This is a genomic window from Streptomyces sp. NBC_00989, assembly GCF_045162655.1.
In the GTDB taxonomy this organism is placed as follows: domain Bacteria; phylum Actinomycetota; class Actinomycetes; order Streptomycetales; family Streptomycetaceae; genus Streptomyces.
In genome coordinates this window covers 2,650,574-2,665,475 of the sequence record NZ_CP108728.1, presented here as the reverse complement: position 1 = coordinate 2,665,475, position 14,902 = coordinate 2,650,574, and the positions used below count along the sequence as shown (strand labels likewise).

Here is a 14,902-nt window from a genome sequence, read left to right as displayed (position 1 = left end):
GGGTGGGGATTGTCAGTGACGCGTGCTCTCATGGAGGCATGATCGAAGACACCGAAACCATCGACGAGTTTCTCGTACAGCACACGGCCGACGTCGAAGAAGCAGTCCGCCAGGCGGCGGCCACCGAGATCATGCCCCGCTTCCGGCAGCTCGCCGCGCACGAGATCGACCAGAAGAGCGGCCCGCACGACCTGGTCACGGACGCCGACCGCAACGCCGAGCGGTATCTGACGAAGGTGCTCGGCTCCCTCCTGCCCGGCTCCGTCGTGGTCGGTGAGGAAGCGGTGCACGCCGACCCGGAGACGTACGAGGCGATACAGGGCGACGCCCCGGTCTGGATCGTCGACCCGGTCGACGGGACACGGCAGTTCGTGCGCGGCGAGACCGGCTTCTGCACCCTGGTCGCGCTCGCCCGGCACGGGGAGCTGCTCGCCTCCTGGACGTACGCGCCCGCCCGCGACCAGATCGCCACGGCCGTCAAGGGCGGCGGCGCCTTCCTCGACGGCGTACGGCTGCGCTCCGGCTCCCCGGATCCCGCCCGGGACCTGGAAGTGGCCACCTCCCACCCGGACTACACGACGGACGCCCAGAAGCGCTCCCTGCTCGGCCTGTGGACGGACGGTGTGCACACGCGCCCGTGCGGCTCGGCCGGCCTTGAGTACCTCGCCGTCGCCCGGGGCGAGTTGGACGCCACGGCCTTCTCCTGGGAGGCCGCCTGGGACCACGCGGCGGGACTGCTCCTCGTCCAGGAGGCGGGCGGCGCCCACCTCACGCTCACCGGAGAGCCGTTCCGCATCACGGGAGGCAACGCGCTGCCGTTCACGGCGGCCCGGGACGCGGCGACCGCGCGGCGCGTGATGGAGCTGCTGAGGGCGTCGTAGGGTCACGGGTTGCGCTCACCTGGAGGGCTGACCCCGGGAGTGTCAGTCCCGCGGCATATCCTGAGCCCGAGTTGCCATCGGCTGACGAAGGGGTCCGAAGGTGCCGTCGATGCTCGATGCGGTCGTGGTGGGTGCGGGGCCGAACGGACTGACGGCTGCCGTGGAGCTGGCCCGGCGCGGCTTCTCCGTGGCCGTGTTCGAGGCACGGGACACCGTGGGCGGAGGCGCCCGCACGGAGGAGCTCACCCTCCCCGGCTTCCGGCACGACCCCTGCTCGGCGGCGCACCCGCTCGGTATCAACTCCCCGGCGTTCCGCGCCCTGCCCCTGGAGCGCTACGGCCTGGAGTGGCTGCACGCCGAGCTGCCCATGGCGCACCCGTTCACCGACGGCAGCGCGGCCGTGCTGTCGCGGTCGGTCGCGGAGACGGCCGCCTCCTTCGGGTCGCGTGACGCGGGGGCGTACCGCAGGCTGGTCGAGCCCTTCCTCCCCAAGTGGGACACGCTGGTCCGCGACTTCATGTCCCTGCCGCGCACCGCGCTGCCACGCGACCCGGTCACCCTCGCCCGCTTCGGCCTGGCCGGCCTGCCCCCCTCGACCTGGCTGACCGGCCGCTTCCAGGACGAGCGCGCCAAGACCCTGTTCGCCGGACTCGTCGGACACGTCATGGCCCCGCTCAGCGGCTTCGCCACCGGTGCGATCGGCCTGGTCTTCGCCCTGGCGGCACACGCGCGTGGCTGGCCGGTGGCGCGCGGCGGCTCCCAGTCCATCTCGGACGCCCTGGCCGCGTACCTGAAGGACCTCGGCGGCGAGATCCACACCGACTACGAGGTCAAGCGCCTCGACGACCTCCCGCCGGCCCGCGCCTACGTCTTCGACACCTCGCCCACCGCCCTCGCGAAGATCGCGGGCTTCGGGAACTACTACGAGAACTACCGTTACGGCGCGGGCGTCTTCAAGGTCGACTACGCGCTGGACGGCCCGGTGCCCTGGACCGCCAAGGAAGCGCGCACCGCCGGCACCGTGCAGATCGGCGCCGACAGCACGGAGATCGGCAACGCCCTGCGCGCCGCGTCCCGCGAGAACCGCGCCCCCGAGCGGCCGTTCCTGATCACCGTGCAGCCCAGCATCGTCGACCCCACCCGGGCCCCGGCCGGCAAACAGGTCTTCTGGGCCTACGGCCACGTCCCCAGCGGCTGGACCGGCGACCTCACGGACGCCCTGGAACGCCAACTGGAGCGCTTCGCCCCGGGTTTCCGCGACCGCGTCCTGGCCCGGGCGACCGCGGGCCCACCCGAACTCGCCGCCCGCAACGCCAACTACGTGGGCGGCGACATCGGCACCGGCGCGGTCTCCGGACTCCAGATCCTGCTGCGCCCCAAACTCTCCCTCTCTCCCTACGGCACCCCGCACCCGGCCGTCTTCATCTGCTCCTCGGCGACCCCGCCGGGCCCCGGTGTGCACGGCATGTCGGGACACAACGCGGCGAAGGCCGTCTGGCGACGACTGCGGCAGTCATGACCACCATCACCCTCGTCCGGGGCGACATCACCCGCCAGACCGCCGACGCGATCGTCAACGCGGCCAACTCCTCCCTCCTGGGCGGCGGAGGAGTCGACGGCGCGATCCACCGCCGGGGCGGCCCGGCGATCCTCGCGGACTGCCGTAAGCTCCGCGCCTCGCACTACGGCAAGGGCCTGGCGACGGGGAAGGCGGTCGCGACGACCGCGGGCGAGCTGGACGCGCGGTGGGTGATCCACACCGTGGGCCCGGTCTACTCCCGCGAGGAGGACCGCTCGGAGCTGCTGACCTCCTGCTACCGCGAGTCCCTGCGCGTCGCCGACGAACTCGGCGCCCTTACGGTCGCGTTCCCCGCCGTCTCGGCCGGGATCTTCGGCTGGCCGATGGACGACGCGGCGCGGATCGCCGTAGAGACCGTGCGGGCGGCGGAGACGTCGGTCGAGGAGGTCACGTTCGTGCTGTTCGACGAGGCGGCGTACGAGGCGTTCGGCCGGCAGGTCCGCTGACCGACAGCCGTGGCCCGGCCGCCCGGCTCGCGTCCTCAGGCGTCGATCACGACGTCCTCCAGCGGTTTCGAGCAGCAGAGCAGGATCTTGTTCTGGGTGATCTCGCGTGGCCGGATGCCTCCGTTGTGCTGCATGTCGACGGAGCCGGAGAGCAGGGTCGCCTTGCACGTGCCGCACATGCCCTGGGCGCACGAGGCGGGCAGGCTGAGGCCGGCCCGGGAGGCGGCGGCGAGGAGCGAGGTGTCGGCGTCGCAGTCGAGGGTGCGGCCGCTGCGGGTGAACTCGACCTTGAAACCGGCATCCGTGGCGGCGGCCCGTGAGGTGTCGTCCTGCGGGGGCGGTGTCTCGAAGGTGAAGCTCTCCTCGTGGTAGCGGTCCATGTCGAGGCCCGCGTCCGCCAGCATGTGCCGTACGGCGGCCATGTAGGGGGCGGGACCGCAGGTGAAGACCTCGCGATCGTGGAAGTCCGGCGCGACCTGCCGGAGCGTCTCGATCGTCAGGCGGCCGCGGTATCCGCCCCAGGGGGCGTACGGGCGGTCCTCCTCGCAGATGTGGACCACCCGGATGTTGGGCGCGGTCGCGGCGATGAGGTCGAGTTCGTGGCGGAAGACGATGTCCGCCGGGGTACGCGCGCTGTGCACGAACACCACGTCGGCGGGGTCGGCCAGGTCGTACAGCGTCCTGGTCATCGACATCGACGGCGTCACCCCGACGCCCCCGGACAGGAACAGGTACTTGGGCGCCGGATGCCGGGCCGTGCTGAACTCGCCGAGCGGTCCGTGCGCCCGCACGGTGTCGCCGGGCCGGAGGTGGTCGTGCAGCCAGTTCGACACGAGTCCGCCCGGGATGCGCTTCACCGTGATCGAGAGCAGGAAGGGGCGGGTGGGCGACGAGGAGATGGTGTAGCAGCGCTGGACCGGTCGTCCGTCGATGTCGAGGGCCAGCGTCAGGAACTGGCCCGGGTCGTGCCGGAACAGCCGGGGCTCGGCGTACTCGAAGACGAACGTGGTGACGTCGTGCGTGAGCGGGTGCACCTGACGGCAGACCAGCAGCTCTTCGGTCTCGCTCATGGCTGGAGCTCCAGGTGTGACCTGAGCCGGGTCACGTACCAGTTGACGAACGCCTCGACCTGTTCCTCCGTCGGGCCGTACGGGCCCGGCAGATAGGCCGGGCTGCCGATGCCCTGGTGGGCGCGGGCCACCAGCACCGCGTCCTGGTCGTTCGTGGCCTTCCACACCTTCGTCATCGTGTCGAGGTCGTAGTCGATCCCTTCCACGGCGTCGGCGTGCACGAGCCAGGTGGTGCGGACGAGAGTGCGGTCGGGGCCGAGCGGGATCGTGGAGAACGTGATCGCGTGGTCGGCCATGAAATGGAACCAGGAGTTGGGCTGGAGGTGCATCGACAGCCGGCCCAGGCGTGCCGTGGGGAAGTCCGCCAGCAGCCGTTCGCACGCGGCCGTGCCGTCCGGGGTGTAGGACTCCCCGGCCAGGTCGAGGGGTTCGCGCTGGATGCGGAAACCGGTGGGCCGGGTGTCCAGTTCCTCGATCTCGGCATACGGCAGGCCCAACGCGTCGTAGGTTTTCCGGGCCTCGGCGTCGGCCAGCAGGAAGCGCTCGTAGGCGGGGCGCAGCGCGGGCGGGATGTCCTTCTCCTGGTAGCCGTAGATGGGGAAGTAGCAGGCCTGGAGCTCGGGGTGGCCCACGCAGTGGTAGCACTCCCGGTTGTTCTCCATGGTCAGCTTCCAGTTGCCGTTCTCGACCAGGTCGATCTGCGTGGCCACCTTCGCCCTGGCGAGGTTGTGCGGGGCGAGGTACGGCTCGATGCGGGCGGCGACCTCGTCGAAGTCGGCGGGCGGCTCGTCGGCCAGGCAGATGAAGACCAGCCCGGCCACCGTGCGCGCGTGCACGGTGCGCAGTCCGAAGCACGACGGGTCGAAGCCGGGCGCCTGGGACTCGGCGTGCAGCAGCCTGCCGTCCACGCCGTACGTCCAACGGTGGTACCCGCAGACGATGTTGCCCACCGAGCCGTGCTCCTCGGTGAGGACGCGCGCGCCGCGGTGGCGGCAGACGTTGTGGAAGGCCCGCACGTCTTCGTCGTCGTCCCGCACGACGATGACCGAGTACGACCCGATGTCGACCGTCACGTAGTCGCCGGGCTCGGGAAGCTCCGCCTCGGCGGCGACGAACAGCCAACTCCGGGCGAAGACGGCCTCGATGTCGAGGTCGAAGAACTCCTGGCCCACGTAGAACGGGGCTTCGAGGCTCTGTCCGACGGGGCGGCGGGCAATGAGGTCGGCGGGGGAGCACACCTCGGCAGCGGCAGCGGCTGTCACTGGGTTCATCTCATCTCTCCGACAGGGCTCGGAAGTCGGCGTGGGAGCAAGGGAGTTCAGACCGGCAGACACAGCCGCAGCGCGTCGTAGACCGCGGCGTGGACGGTACGGGCGGCCACGGCGTCGCCGATGCGGAACAGCTGGTAGCGGCCCGCCTCGTTGCGGACCACCGACTGCCGCTCGTACGCCAGCAGGGCGCGGTGGTCGACCTCGCCGAGGTTGGCCGAGCCGGGGAGGAGTCCGACGTACAGCTCGTCGTTCGGCAGGGTGCCGTGCTCCACGATCACGTGGTCCACGGTCCGCTCGGTCCCGGCCTCGGTGTACTCGCTGTAGAGGGTCGCGGTGAGCCGCCCGTCCCCGGTCCGGCGTACGGAGCGCAGCCGCCGGGCGAGTGTGGTCGTGACGTCGTGCTTCGCGAACGCCCGTAGATAGGCGGGGGAGTTCATGCTGCCGACGTCGGGGGCGAGGGTGCGCTCCGGGGTGACGTACTCGATCCGGACGCCGGGTGACGCGGTGAGGACCTCCACGGCGTCCATCGCCGGGTAGCCGCCGTGGTCGTCGTAGACCAGGATCTCGCCGCGCGGTCGGCGCAGCGAGCCCGTCATCACGTCCCAGGTGTCGGAGACCAGGTCCTCGCCGGCGGTGAGGAAGCTGCGGTCGGGCAGGCCGCCGGTGGCGACGATCACGAGGTCGGGGTGTTCGGCGAGGACGTCGTCGGCCTCGGCGTACGTGCCCAGGCGCAGGTCGACGCCGAGGTGTTCGCACTCGGCGAGGCGCCAGTCGACGATCTGGATCAGGTCGGCCCGGCGCGGGTTCGACGCGGCGAGCCTGAGCTGCCCGCCGGGCCGGTCGCCCGCCTCGAACAGGACGACGTCATGGCCGCGTTCGCCGAGGACGCGCGCCGCTTCCAGGCCGGCCGGGCCCCCTCCGACGACAACTGCCTTCCTGCGTCGGCCGATTGTGGGGGAGATCAGGTGCGGTACGTGGAGTTCACGGCCGACGGCCGGGTTGTGGATGCACTTGGTGTCACCCGAGTCGTAGATCGCGTCCAGGCAGTAACTCGCCCCGACGCAGGGCCTGATGCGGTCCTCCTGGCCGGCCGTCACCTTGGCGACCAGGTGCGGATCGGCGATCTGCGCGCGGGTCATGCCGACCAGGTCGAGCAGTCCTTCGCGCAGGGCGTGCCGCGCGGTGGCGACGTCGGCGATGCGGGCCGCGTGCATCACCGGGACGGAGAGGCGTCGTTTTATCTCGCCGGTGAAGTCCAGGTACGGCCCGAGGGGGGGTACCGATGGACGGGATGGCCTTCGCCAGGGACGCGTCGCTCTCGATGGAGCCGTGGATGACGCTGAGGAAGTCGATGCCGTCGGCGGTGTATTGCTCGGCGGCGGTGAGCGCTTCCTCGAAGGCGAGACCGGGGAGGCCGCCGGGGTGCGCCTCGTCGAGCGACATCCGGATGCCGACGACGAAGTCCGGGCCGACGGCCTCGCGGACGGCACGGATCACCCGGCGCGGGAACGCCATGCGTTTCTCCAGGCTCCCGCCCCACTCGTCGTCGCGATGGTTGGTCGCGGGGGACAGGAAGCTGTCCAACAGGTGGCCGTACGCCTCCAGTTCGATGCCGTCGAGGCCGCCCTCCCGGCAACGGACCGCCGCGGCCGCGTAGTCGGCGACGATCCGGTCCAGGTCCCAGGACTCGGCGGCCTTCGGGAAGGCGCGGTGCGCGGGTTCGCGCAGCGCCGAGGCGGACACCACCGGGAGCCAGTCGCCGGTGAAGTTGCTGGTACGGCGGCCCAGATGGGTGACCTGGCACATCACCGCGGCCCCGGCCTCGTGCACGTCGTCGGCGAGCCGGCGCAGCCACGGCACGATGTCGTCGCGGTACAGGAGCAGGTTGCCGAACGCCGGCGGGCTGTCGGGCGAGACGACCGCCGAGCCGCCGATCATCGTGAGGCCGACCCCGCCCCGCGCCTTCTCCACGTGGTAGGCCCGGTAGCGGTCCTTGGGCAGCCCGTCCTCGCCGAACGCCGGTTCGTGGGAGGTGCTGACCACCCGGTTGCGCAGGGTGAGGTGCTTGAGCCGGAAGGGCTGGAGCAGGGGGTCCAGGACGCGTGAGGGCACAGCGGCGGGTGAGGGCACAGCAGCTCCTCAGGAGAGCTCCGAGCGGATGGTTTCGCTATGCGAAACAGCTCCGCGATACGAAACAAATGGTGGAGCTGGAAATCCCCACCCGTCAAGAGCCCGCCGTGTTAACTCGCCGTGCGCTCAGCGCTCAGCCGCGTTTCACGTACCCCCGGCGCCAGGAGATCTTCGCCGCCGCCGCCAGCACCTGTTCCGCGAGTCCGGGCACGGTGTCCTCGTTGATGCGGAAGGTCGGCCCGGACAGGGTCACGGCCGCGATCACCCTGCCGTCCAGGGCACGGATCGGGGCGGCGATGACGGCCAGCCCGATCTCGTGCTCCTCGCTGGTGGTCGCGTAGCCCCGCTCGCGGATCGTCTCCAGCGCCGCCGCGAGGGGCGCCGGGTCGACGAGGGTGTGCGGGGTGTACTTCTCGACCCCGCGCGCGAGGATCTCCGCGACCTGGCCGGGGGGCATGTGCGCCATGAACAGCTTGCCCGCCCCGGTGGCGTGCATCGGGGTGCGCCTGCCGACCCAGTCGATGCTCGTGATCGCCGCCGCGCCGATCGCCTGGTCGATGCTGATCACGTCGTGCCCGTCGTGGATCGCCACGTTCACGGTGTCACCGGCGGCCGCGGCCAGTTCCTGGCAGACGGGACGGCTCAGCAGGGACAGGTCGTTCACCGTGCTCGCCCCGGCCGCGAGTTCGACCATCGTGTACCCGATGCGGTACCGCCCGCGCTCGGTGTCCTGCTCGACCAGACCCCGTGACTCCAGCGTCGCCAGCAGCCGGAACACGGTCGACTTGTGGACGCCCAGCTCCTCGGCGATCTCGGTCACGCCGCTGGGCCCCCGCGTGGCCAGCACCTGGAGGATCGACACCGCCCGGTCGACGGACTGCACCGAGTGATCGCGCGGGCGGCTTCCGTTGCTGGTCATGGCGGAAGGGTAATCGAGCCGACGGCGCCGCCTACGAGCCCGGTGAGCCGCTGCCCGAAGCGACTGCGAAGCGGTCCTCCAGCTCGACGGTCAGGCCGTCTTCCAGAGGGTCAGCTCGGTGACGTAGTCGCGTGCGGTGTAGCCGGACGAGTCCTTCTGGAGGACGACATCCGTGATCTTGAGCATGGCCAGGTTCTTCTCATCGGTGACGGTGCACAGCAGCGTGCCCTTGGTCAGTTCCTTGCCCTGGTCGGTGCCGGCGAGCTGGGAGGGCAGCGCGTTCGCCGCCGCGCCCTCGGCGCACTGCTCGGGGGTGGGGCCCGCGCTCTTTCCCGTGGTCGTCACGAGGTTCAGGGTGTGGGTGGTGCCCCACTCCGCGTACTGCAGCTCGGCCCCGGTCGTCGAGCTGGAGGCGTGGGTGTCGATCTGTGGCGAGTCCAGGTCGACGTTGGTGTACGAGCTGCGGCCCGTCGTGAACTGGGCGCGCAGGGTGAGCGGCTTGTCCTTGAAGACCACGGTGTAGCCGCCGGCCGTCGAACTCGTGGAGGGTGACGCGGTGGTGCCGGTGGGCCCCGACGAGGCTGTCCGCCCGGCGCCGCCCTTCGCGCCGGTGTCCTTGTCGTCGTCACGGGTGAAGACCCAGGCGGCCGCCCCTACGACCACCACGGCCAGCGCGGCGGCGCCGACCACCAGCGGGGTCCGGCTGCGGGCCGGTGCCGGTGCCGGTGCCGTGACCGAGGGCGGGGAGGTGGGCGGCGCCCCGGACGGGAACGAGGGTGCCGGGCCGGAGGCGGGCTGCGGCGGGCGCGTCGGGGCGTGCTGCGTCGGCTGGTCGGATGCCGGCGTGTGGGTGGGCGTATATCCGCCGGGCGATGGGGAGTTGGGCGGCACGGTACCGCGAGACCCGCTGCCGGGCGGTACGGTCGTCGCGCCCGCCGCTCCTGCGGAGTCGCCCGAACCCGCGGGCACGCCGGTCTCCGCGGAGGTGCTCGCGGGATTCCCTGCACCCTCCAATGCCCCCTGCTCGCCCGCGAGTTGCTCCTGTCGGGCGATGTCCGCCGCGACCGGCTCCGGCAGCCAGCCGGTGAAGTCCCGCAACGGCCGCTCGGCCAACTCCTCGCACAGAGCGGCCAGTTCGGAAGGGGAGGGTCGGGCGGCGGGGTCGGCCGCCAGCGTGCGTTCCAGGACCGTGCGCAGCGGTTCGGGATACGACGTCAGGTCCGGCGGCCGGAACTCGGTGTTGGCGATCTTCGTGGCCAGCGTGATGGCCCCGGAGTCACCGTACGGATGGCGGCCGGTCGCGGCCACGGCGGCGATCAGGCCGAGGGAGAAGACGTCGGCGGCCGGGGTCTGCTCCTGCCCGTTCGCGTGCTCCGGCGACATGAACTGCGGGGTGCCGATCAGCCCGCCGCTGCGCGTGAGCTGGGTGGCGTCGGCGGCCCGCGCGATGCCGAAGTCGATGATCCAGGGGCCGTCGGAGCCGATGAGGATGTTGCTCGGCTTCATGTCCCGGTGGATCACACCGGCCTTGTGCACGGCGTGCAGCGCCTCCGCCGCGCAGCCCGTCAGCTGGAGCACCGTGGGCAGCGGGAGCGTCCCGTGCAGGGCGAGGACCCGGTCCAGGGCGAGGCCGGGGACGTAGACGGTGGCGAGCCAGGGCTGTGGCCCGGTGGTGTCGTGGTCGACGACCGGGACGATGTGGTAGCCCTGCACCCGGCGGGCGGAGGTCGCCTCCTGCTCGAAGCGGCGGCGGAACTCCTCGTCCTGGGCGTACTCCCGGCGGATCACCTTCAGGGCGACCGGCTGGTTTCCGCGCGTGCGCGAGAGGTAGACGGAACCCATGCCGCCCTCGCCGATCCGGGCGAGCAGCCGGTAACCGGCAACGTCCTGCGGGTCGTCGGGGCCAAGCGGTCTCAAGTGGCCACCGTTTCCAGCACTGTTCAAGATGTACAACCCCCCTCGCCAGGCGTGTGATCGTACCGGCGCAAGCCGGTCATCGGGAAGTATCCGAGGGGATCAAGGAAAATGGGCGAAGATCGAGGAGAATCAAGGCAGTTGGCAGGTTCCGCCGGACTGTGAGGGCGTGCGTATGGAACATCATCTGGCCCCTTCGGCGGAGGGCGCCGACTATCTGCTGGAACTCTCCAACGTCGTACGCCAGACCTCCATCGGCCCCCGGGGGCCGCGCTCGCTGCACCGACTGGCGCTTGTCCTGCGGGCGTTGACGGAGCTCACCGGGGACCCGGACGTCTCCGTCTACCTGGTCGCCGACACCAGTCTGCTGGGCGGGCAACGGGAGTTCGGCGATCCGGCCGAGGTGCGCAGGCTGCGCCGTTGGGTCGCCGACGGGCTGGTCGAGGAGGTCGACGACGCCGACGAGCGGATCCTGGACCTGGCGCGGATGACCGGTACCCGCGTCGTCACCGGCGACCAGTACGTCGACCATCGCGTCGAACACCCGTGGATCCAGGGCAACACCTGGCAGTTCCTCAGACCCGAGCCGCGCCCCGACGGCTCGGTCGCCGTCGTCCCCATGGACATGGGCGTGCGCACGGAGGCCGAGATCTCCTACCGCATGGAACTCGCGGCCCTCAAGAAGCAGGGCCTGCTCGGCCCGGCCCGCACCCCGCTCACCCAGGTCATCATGCGCAACTGGCGCTGCCCGGAACCCCGTTGCACGCTCTACGACGTCCACCGGGGCGACCGCGTCCTGCTGCCCCGCATGCGGCGCGGGGTCCCCACCTGCGAACTGCACGGCACCCCGCTGGCCGACGAGGGGCAGAGGCCCGCCGCCGCCCAGCTCAAGGTCGTCATCGACCGTGTCTGCGTGGCCCGTTACACCCTCGACGAGGGTTCCGAGGCGCATGTCGGACGGCTGCCGGGACCGGAGGGCATCGCCCTGCACAGTCTGCTGTCGCCGGAGGTCGCCGCGCAGGTCAGCCGTCGGCATGTGGCTCTCTCCGCGCGCGGCGGGACGGTCCTGGTCCGCGACGTCAGCACCTACGGGACGCGGATGCGCAGAGCCGGCCGCAGAGGCGCGCCCGGTCCCTGGGAGGCGCTGCCGCCGGGGACCGACCGGTCCTTCCGCCCTGGCGACGAGGTCGAACTCGCCCCCGGTGTCGTCCTCACCCGCAGCGGCCGGCGCTTCCCCGCCGAACTCGCCGACGCCTGGCGCACGGAGGCCGGCGGGATCGCCGTACCGCCGACCGCGGCGGCTCCTACACGACGGGTCTGACCAGGCGGGGAGTCGGCGGTGCGGTCCCCGACCGCACCGCCGACTCCCCTTCCGTCAGCCGATGATGCGGTGGGTCGTCCAGAAGGACGTCAGGTCCGTGGTCGTCGCGGCCTGGGCGGCCGCCTTGAACTCGGCCGTGGTCGAGACGCCGTACCAGTGCGAAGTGGCGTAGTCCTTCAGGAGTTTGGCCATCGCGGTGTCACCGAGGGTGCGGCGCAGGTCGTGCAGGGCGCACTTGCCGTAGCCGTAGACGACGGTGGAGTAGCGGGACGAGTGGGTGTCCCAATAGGCCATCGAGTTGGTGATGTTCTCCGCCGAGGAGGCCCAGGAGACGTTGTTCCAGCAGTTCGTGCCGGTCAGGCCCTGCGCGAGGTCGGTGGCGTAGTCGGTGAACGACTCGTCCAGCCAGGGGCTGTTGTACTCGTCGTCGCCGACGATGCCGTAGAACCACTGGTGGCCGATCTCGTGGGTGAGGGCCGTGGTGCTGACCAGGTCGAGGACGAAGCCGGGGTACTCCATGCCGCCGAACCAGAAGTTGTTGTCGATGACGGCGTCCAACTCGCCGTACGGGTAGGCGCCGAAGCGTCCCGCGTGGGCGTCGACCGCGGACTTGGCGGTGGTGAGCATCGACTGGGCGCTGGACGAACTGATGCCCGTGACCGAGTAGATGTTGATCGGGGTGCCCGCCGTCGACGTGCCCGAGATCTTGGTGAACGGGCCCGCCGCCCACGCGAAGTCACGGACCTTGGACGCGGTGGCCGTGGTCACCGTGCGGCCGCTGGTGCCAGGGGTGTCGACCGAGGCGCCGGTGGCCGGGACCAGCAGGGTGGTCGGGTGGTCCAGGGTCACCTTGAAGTCGGCGGCCAGGGAGTAGAAGGACTCGCCGTTGTTCGTGTACGGGTCCAGGTGCCAGCCCGAGCCGTCCTTGATCGCGAGGACCGGCAGCGCGTTGCCGATCATGCTGAACGCGCCGTCGTAGCCGAACCGGTCCGCGCCGCTCGGGACGGTGATCCCCAAGTCGAAGCCGATCGTGGTCGATTGACCCTGGGCGAGCGGGGTCGGGAGCGCGATCTGGAGGGCCGTGCAGCCGACCGAGAGGGCGCCCGCCGTACCGCCGGTGACGTTGCTGACCGCGATCGGCATCGCCGAGCAGGTGCCGTGGTAGTTGTCCCACAGCCGCAGGTACACCTCGGTGAGCGGGGTGGCCGAGGCGTTGGTGAAGGTCGTGCTCTCGTGGCCGGTCCAGACCGTGCCGGCGGTGTTGCTCGTCAGACTCACGGTGTACGCCGGTGCGGCCGGCGTGCGCGTCGAGTCGGCCGGCGGGGCGGTGTCACCCGAGGTGTTCAGCGCGATGTCGTCCAGGACGAAGCTCGTCTGGAGGCTGGAGTCCTCGGTGCCGCTGAAGGCGAGGCTCACGGTCTGGCCCGCGAACGACGACACGTCGAACGACTTCTGGACGTAGCCGGTGGCCTTGTTCAGGTTCGAGTACGTCGCCAGCGTCGTGCTGCCGATCTTCGCCGTGAGCTTGTCGTACGCGGTCGACGAGGTCGTCTCGGCGGTGTCGATGTGCAGCCAGAAAGTGAGCGTTGCGCTGGCACAGCCCGAGGGGATCGTGACGCTCTGGCTCAGGCTGTCGGTGTGCGTGCCGCCGGTGCCGTCCAGCCAGGCGAAGCTGGAGCCGCCGTGGGCGCTCTGCCCGGTGCGGCTGGTGATGACGGTCGTGGAGGACGGGGTCCAGGACGACGTGCCGCTCTCGAAGCCGCCGTTGGTGACCACCTGTGCGGGGGCGCAGGCGGCGGCGAGCGGGGTGGCCGCCGGCGCGGCGGCGGCCGGGCTGACGGGGAGCGAAAGCGCGGCCACCGCGGCGACGGCGAAGACGCCGGCGGCGAGGGCCTTGTGGGGGGTCGATCTCACACGGAACTCCTTATACGGCGGCCGGGATTACGGCCTGCTCGGTGGCCGCCGGGCCGGACTGGGTGTTCCGGTGGGCGGCCGTGGGAACGCGCGTAGCGCTTGCGTGATCGCGGGGGAAGCTTCGCAGATTTGACCGGTCCATGCCATAAGGAGAGGGAAGTGTGTGCGTGCCGTGGAAGAAGGGGTGAGCGAGGAGCGGAGAGCGGCGTGTGCACACCGGCGTTGCACGGGCCATGCCTCGATTTGGCCTCCGGTTGGCCGAATGTACGCCTTCGGTTGCTTCCATCGAACGATGGACCACATCACGTTCCTCGTGGCGGTCGTCATCGTCACGGCCTTGGCCTTCGACTTCACCAACGGATTCCACGACACCGCCAACGCGATGGCGACGTCCATCGCCACCGGGGCGCTGAAGCCCAAAACGGCGGTTCTGATCAGCGGAGCCCTCAACCTCGTCGGCGCATTCCTGTCCACGGAGGTCGCCAAGACGATCTCCGGCGGCATCGTCGACGACACCCTGGTCACGCCAGGGATGATCTTCGCGGGACTCGTCGGGGCGATCCTCTGGAACCTCCTGACCTGGCTGCTGGGACTGCCGTCCAGTTCCTCGCACGCCCTGTTCGGCGGCCTGATCGGCGCCGTCTGGGTCGGCGCGGGCGCCAACGGCGTCCACTTCGACAAGGTCGTGGAGAAGATCCTGATCCCCGCGGTGGCCTCCCCGCTCGTGGCCGGGATCGCCGCTCTCCTCGCCACCTACCTCGCCTACAAGATCACCGCCCGCGCCCGCAAGGACTCGGTCACCAAGGGCTTCCGGCTCGGCCAGATCGCCTCGGCCTCGCTGGTCTCCCTCGCGCACGGCACGAACGACGCCCAGAAGACGATGGGCGTCATCACCCTGACCCTGATCTCGGTGGGCGCGCTCGGCCACGACGCCGGTCCGCCGGTGTGGGTCATCACCGCGGCGGGACTCGCCATCGGCCTGGGCACCTACATCGGCGGCTGGCGCATCATCCGCACGATGGGCAAGGGCCTCACCGACATCCAGTCCCCGCAGGGCTTCGCGGCCGAGGCCGCCTCCACGACCGTCATCCTCACCTCCGCCCACCTGGGCTTCGCGCTGTCCACCACGCAGGTCTGCTCCGGCGGCATCCTGGGCGCCGGTCTGGGCCGGCGCCTGGCCGAGGTGCGCTGGGGAACGGCCGGCCGCATGGTCATCGCCTGGCTGGTCACCCTGCCGGCGGCGGCTCTGGTCGGCGGCCTCTCCGCGACCGTCGTCAAGCACGGCGGCAACCTCGGTACGGCCCTGATCGCGCTGATCGCCGCCGCCGTGGCCCTGTTCATCGTGGTCGCCTCGCGCCGCAACCCCGTGCACGCGAACAACGTCAACGAGACCCACGAGGTCACCATCCGCGGCGAGGCGTCCACGGACGTCCGTACGGCCGCCTGAGTCAAGGGAG

The 14,902-nt window shown here is 71.0% G+C and carries 12 protein-coding genes; 5 read left to right on the top strand and 7 right to left on the bottom strand.

Going from position 1 to position 14,902, the window contains the following annotated elements; all coding sequences use genetic code 11:
• The first annotated feature begins 38 nt into the window (after positions 1–38).
• From OG714_RS11530 to OG714_RS11520, 3 genes are all read left to right on the top strand, one after another.
• Entirely contained in the window at positions 39–881 is an 843-nt protein-coding gene (locus OG714_RS11530; protein ID WP_406120243.1) for an inositol monophosphatase family protein, read from the top strand.
• Between the two features lie 109 nt (positions 882–990).
• Complete coding sequence (locus OG714_RS11525; protein WP_406120242.1) at positions 991–2,400, top strand: phytoene desaturase family protein; 1,410 nt, start codon at positions 991–993, stop codon at positions 2,398–2,400.
• Entirely contained in the window at positions 2,397–2,906 is a 510-nt protein-coding gene (locus tag OG714_RS11520) for an O-acetyl-ADP-ribose deacetylase (protein ID WP_406120241.1), read from the top strand. The genes OG714_RS11525 and OG714_RS11520 overlap by 4 nt, the downstream gene beginning before the upstream one ends.
• A gap of 35 nt (positions 2,907–2,941) precedes the next feature.
• On the opposite strand, the gene OG714_RS11515 is transcribed toward OG714_RS11520, so the two are convergent.
• From OG714_RS11515 to OG714_RS11490, 6 genes are all read right to left on the bottom strand, one after another.
• Complete coding sequence (locus tag OG714_RS11515) at positions 2,942–3,976, bottom strand: 2Fe-2S iron-sulfur cluster-binding protein (protein WP_406120240.1); 1,035 nt, start codon at positions 3,974–3,976, stop codon at positions 2,942–2,944.
• Entirely contained in the window at positions 3,973–5,247 is a 1,275-nt protein-coding gene (locus tag OG714_RS11510) for an aromatic ring-hydroxylating dioxygenase subunit alpha (RefSeq protein ID WP_406120239.1), read from the bottom strand. Before OG714_RS11510 ends, OG714_RS11515 begins: the two co-directional genes overlap by 4 nt.
• A gap of 47 nt (positions 5,248–5,294) precedes the next feature.
• Entirely contained in the window at positions 5,295–6,344 is a 1,050-nt protein-coding gene (locus OG714_RS11505) for an FAD-dependent oxidoreductase (protein WP_406131788.1), read from the bottom strand.
• A complete protein-coding gene (locus OG714_RS11500) occupies positions 6,265–7,377 on the bottom strand; it encodes a hypothetical protein (protein WP_406120238.1) in 1,113 nt (370 codons plus the stop codon). Before OG714_RS11500 ends, OG714_RS11505 begins: the two co-directional genes overlap by 80 nt.
• A gap of 133 nt (positions 7,378–7,510) precedes the next feature.
• Positions 7,511–8,296, bottom strand: a complete 786-nt coding sequence (locus tag OG714_RS11495; RefSeq protein ID WP_406120237.1) for an IclR family transcriptional regulator — start codon at positions 8,294–8,296, stop codon at positions 7,511–7,513.
• Positions 8,297–8,386: 90 nt separating this feature from the next.
• Positions 8,387–10,213: a protein kinase domain-containing protein gene (locus tag OG714_RS11490; RefSeq protein ID WP_406120236.1), complete on the bottom strand. Its 1,827-nt coding sequence runs from the start codon at positions 10,211–10,213 to the stop codon at positions 8,387–8,389.
• A 172-nt stretch (positions 10,214–10,385) separates the two neighbouring features.
• On the opposite strand from OG714_RS11490, the gene OG714_RS11485 reads away from it, so the two are divergent.
• Positions 10,386–11,531 (top strand): FHA domain-containing protein, encoded by a 1,146-nt coding sequence (locus OG714_RS11485; protein ID WP_406120235.1) that lies wholly within the window; start codon positions 10,386–10,388, stop codon positions 11,529–11,531.
• Positions 11,532–11,585: 54 nt separating this feature from the next.
• Here the strand turns inward: OG714_RS11485 and OG714_RS11480 are convergent, their stop codons facing one another.
• Positions 11,586–13,445, bottom strand: coding sequence for a M1 family aminopeptidase (locus tag OG714_RS11480; protein ID WP_406120234.1), 1,860 nt, complete (start codon positions 13,443–13,445; stop codon positions 11,586–11,588).
• Between the two features lie 292 nt (positions 13,446–13,737).
• On the opposite strand from OG714_RS11480, the gene OG714_RS11475 reads away from it, so the two are divergent.
• Positions 13,738–14,892, top strand: a complete 1,155-nt coding sequence (locus OG714_RS11475) for an anion permease (protein WP_406120233.1) — start codon at positions 13,738–13,740, stop codon at positions 14,890–14,892.
• Positions 14,893–14,902 lie beyond the last annotated feature (10 nt).

Excerpts from the sequence above, each read along its gene's own strand:
- OG714_RS11530 (WP_406120243.1), top strand. The coding sequence starts at position 39 with ATGATCGAAGACACCGAAACCATCGACGAGTTTCTCGTACAGCACACG.
- OG714_RS11525 (WP_406120242.1), top strand. The coding sequence starts at position 991 with ATGCTCGATGCGGTCGTGGTGGGTGCGGGGCCGAACGGACTGACGGCT.
- OG714_RS11520 (WP_406120241.1), top strand. The coding sequence starts at position 2,397 with ATGACCACCATCACCCTCGTCCGGGGCGACATCACCCGCCAGACCGCC.
- OG714_RS11515 (WP_406120240.1), bottom strand. The coding sequence starts at position 3,976 with ATGAGCGAGACCGAAGAGCTGCTGGTCTGCCGTCAGGTGCACCCGCTC.
- OG714_RS11510 (WP_406120239.1), bottom strand. The coding sequence starts at position 5,247 with ATGAACCCAGTGACAGCCGCTGCCGCTGCCGAGGTGTGCTCCCCCGCC.
- OG714_RS11495 (WP_406120237.1), bottom strand. The coding sequence starts at position 8,296 with ATGACCAGCAACGGAAGCCGCCCGCGCGATCACTCGGTGCAGTCCGTC.
- OG714_RS11485 (WP_406120235.1), top strand. The coding sequence starts at position 10,386 with ATGGAACATCATCTGGCCCCTTCGGCGGAGGGCGCCGACTATCTGCTG.
- OG714_RS11475 (WP_406120233.1), top strand. The coding sequence starts at position 13,738 with ATGGACCACATCACGTTCCTCGTGGCGGTCGTCATCGTCACGGCCTTG.